At 69.9% G+C, this 3487-nt stretch carries 2 protein-coding genes and 1 pseudogene; all 3 read left to right on the top strand.

All coding sequences use genetic code 11. The features are described from left to right. Positions 1–210 (top strand): annotated as a pseudogene (locus tag AOK01_RS19270) (permease); the annotation flags it as partial. Then, the gene (locus AOK01_RS19275; protein ID WP_245702310.1) at positions 207–1058 is read left to right on the top strand and encodes a TIGR03943 family putative permease subunit; all 852 of its coding nucleotides are present in this window, start codon (positions 207–209) and stop codon (positions 1056–1058) included. The pseudogene AOK01_RS19270 and the gene AOK01_RS19275, both read left to right, overlap by 4 nt. Before the next feature lie 191 nt (positions 1059–1249). Beyond that, positions 1250–3337, top strand: a complete 2088-nt coding sequence (locus AOK01_RS19280; RefSeq protein ID WP_055513326.1) for a TerD family protein — start codon at positions 1250–1252, stop codon at positions 3335–3337. Positions 3338–3487 lie beyond the last annotated feature (150 nt).

Raw genomic sequence — 3487 nt, forward strand, 5'->3', positions numbered from 1 at the left:
TCCGAGGCGGACGCCTTCGTGGCGGCCTCGCTGACCGGGTTCTCGCCCACCGCCCGGCTGGCGTTCATGGTCGTGGGACCCATGGTCGACCTGAAGCTCATCGCGCTCCAGGCGGGGACCTTCGGGCGGGCGTTCGCGGTGCGGTTCTCGTCCGTGACGTGGGTGGTGGCCGTGGTGAGCAGCGTGCTGGTGGGCGGGTGGTTGCTGTGAACTCTCGCCCAGGCCCTCCCGTACGTCTGCTACGTCTGCGCCCCCAGGGTGTGCTGCTGATCCTGTGCGGGGCGGCGCTGCTGCGGATCGCGCTCTTCAGCGAGCTGTACCTGCGCTACGTGAAGGAAGGGCTCCGCCCCTACCTCGTCGTCTCCGGCACGGCCCTGATCGCCTTGGGCCTGCTGGGCCTGCTCACCCGATGCACCCACGACCACGACGAGAAGGACGACCACCACGACGAGGAAGAGGACCAGGCCAAGAACGAAGGCGAGGGCGAGGCCAAGAACGAAGGCGAGGGCGAGGATGAGAACCAGGACGAGGACGAGGAAAGCGGTGGCCACGACCACGACCACGCCCGCAATCCGCGCATCGCCTGGCTCCTCACCGCTCCCGCCCTCGCCCTCCTCCTCTTCCCGCCACCCGCCCTCGGCTCGTACAGCGCGGAACGCGAGGAGGCGCGGGTCGCCGCGCAGGGCGCCGGCACCTTCCCGAAGCTCCCGGCCGGGGACCCCCTCGACCTGACCCTCGGCGCGTTCGCGTCCCGGGCGGAGTGGGACACGGGCGCGTCGCTGACGGGGCGCACGGTCCGGCTGACCGGCTTCGTGACCCACGACGACGACGGCACCTGGTCCGTCGCCCGCCTGCTCGTCACCTGCTGCGCCGCCGACGCGCAGGCCCTGAAGGTCGAGATCCGCGGCGCGGACGCCCCGGTGGCCGACTCCTGGACGACGGTCACCGGAACCTGGCACCCCACAGGAAAACCCGGCACGGACTCGGCCCGCCCGGTACTGGACGCCGTAGCGGTGAAGAGGACGACGGCACCTTCAGATCCGTACGAGAAGCGTTGAGCGGCAGGGCGCGAGGGGCGGGCAGTTGGGCAACTCGTATATTCGGGGCCGTTCGGGGCCGATACACCTGATTCCGGCGCTACAGTTCCCTCCTGATGCGCAGGGTGCGGAGCGCGTCACACATCGCAACGAACAGGCCGCCGGGGCAACTCCCTGGGTGGCGGTGCATCTTGGGGGGCCTCGTGCACGAGATGGTCAAGGGCGCCAATGTCGAACTGACGGCATTGAGCGAAGACGTGGGCGCCGTCATGGTGAGCCTGGGCTGGAGCAGCCCGACGGGCGAAGGCGACGCGGATGTGTCCGTCCTCCTTCTCACGTCGGACGGCAAGGTTCGCAGCAACACGGACTTCTACTTCTACAACAATCCAGTGGCGGCCGACGGGTCCGTGCAGCTGCTGGGCAAGGCGCCCACGGCGGACGGCAACGAGGATCGCATCACCTTCGATCTGACCGCGATCCCGGCGGACGTGGAGCAGATCATCGTGGCGGCGAGCCGCTACAACGGAGCCGAGTTCGGGGACCTGGACGACGTCCGGGTGACGTTGGCCGACGGTTCAGGGGAGGGCCTGCTGCGGTTCTCCATCGAGGACGCCGGTGCCGTCGGCGCACTGCTCTTCGGCGAGCTCTACCGCCGGGCCGGCGACTGGAAGTTCCGTGCCATCGGGCAGGGATACGAGTCCGGACTCGCCGGTCTGGCCCAGGACTACGGCGTCGACGTCGACGACGACGCGGAGGAGGCCGAGCAGGCCGAGCAGACCGCGGCAGCCTCGGAAGAGGCCAGGTCGCAGGCGGTGACCGCATCCGTGGCCATGGAGACGGAGACCCCGGCGGAGGAGGACGTGGTCCCGGCGGCGGATGAGACGGTTCCGGCACTCGCCCCTGTTCCTGGTCCCGTCCCCGTTCCCGAGCAGGCCGTGGCGGAGCCGGTGGTGAACGAGCCGGCCGAGGCCGTGGCCAGGACGGTCCCACGGCCCCGTACGGCCAAGAAAAAGGTCACCCTGCCCAAGGTGGCCAGGAAGTCCCTTGCCGAGAACGACTCCTGGCGGGCGGCCCGGCTCTTCCCGGTCTCCGCCCTCAAGAGCGACCGGGACAGGGAGACCCGCGCGACGTCCGTACTCCTGTCCGTGATGGCGCAGGTACCGGAGTTCGGCCGGCGGCTCACCGCGGGGTTCGGGGCGCCCGCCGGACGTATGGAGACGTTCACGGAGGTCTCGCTGCCGAACGGGGACTCCCCGCGCCGGCCGGACGGTGTGATCCGGGTGGAGCGCGCGGGCAAACTGTGGACCGCGCTGGTCGAGACCAAGACCAACGGCAACGCCCTCAAGCCGGACCAGGTGCAGGCGTACGCCGACATCGCCGCCCGCCGGGGCTACGAGGCCGTCATCACCCTGTCCAACGACGTGGAGCTGGACGGCAGCCCGTTGGTCGACGTGAAGACGGACGGCCGGCGCAAGCACAAGGTGGCGCTGCGTCACCTGTCGTGGGCCGACGTCGCCCACCAGGCCCAGATGCTGATCCGCCACGAAGGCGTCGGCAACGCGGCGCACGCCTGGCTGCTCCAGGAACTCCTGCACTACCTCCAGCACGACAACTCCGGTTGCCACGGCTTCCAGAACATGGGACCGGCCTGGGTCCCCGTGCGTAACGGCATCGACGACGAAACCCTCTGCCAGGGCGATCAGCGGGCCGTGGAGGTGGTCGAGAACTGGGAACGCCTCGTTCGGCAGGTGTGTCTGCGCATGGGCGGCGAACTCGGACAGCAGGTGCTCCCCGTGCAGCGGACGAAAAAAGGCACCGATCCCCGCGTCCGCCGGGCGGAACTCGCCGACCAGCTCTGCCTGGCGGGCAGGCTGGACTCCGAGCTGCGTATCGAGGGCACGCCGGGTGTCCTCGCCCTCTCCGCGGACCTGCGAACCGGCAAGCTGCGCACGTCCATCGAGATCGTCGCCCCGGAGCAGGGCTACCCGCTCAGCTGGGCCAAGCGGCTCATCCGTCAGCTTCCGGACGCTCCTGCCGATCTGCACGTCGAGACTCTGCTCGTGGGTGAGGCGGCCGGGCCCCGTGGAACGCTGGAGCGACTCCGTCGCGAACCAGGTGACCTCCTCCCCAGGAACAACGCCGAGATCGCCGGCTTCAGGCTGTCTCTCTTCCGGGGCATGGGCAGCACACGGGGCAACGCCGAGTCGGGATTCATCCGCAGTGTCGATGAGGCCGTGGACCGTTTCCATGACCACGTGGTCATGCGTCTGGACCGGCGGCCGGCCTCAGCCCGCCGTTGAGTCCGGGTCGGGCGGCCGGCTCAGTGGGAGCCACGGCAGGGGTTCCGTGTGGGGGCCCGTCCGTCTTGTGCGGGCCAGGAGGATGGCCACGTCGTCTTCCGAGGTGGACGGGTTCAGGTGGGTGGTGACCGTGTCCAGGAGGGCGGGGAG

The sequence above is a fragment of the Streptomyces aurantiacus genome, from assembly GCF_001418335.1.
In the GTDB taxonomy this organism is placed as follows: Bacteria; Actinomycetota; Actinomycetes; order Streptomycetales; family Streptomycetaceae; genus Streptomyces; species Streptomyces aurantiacus.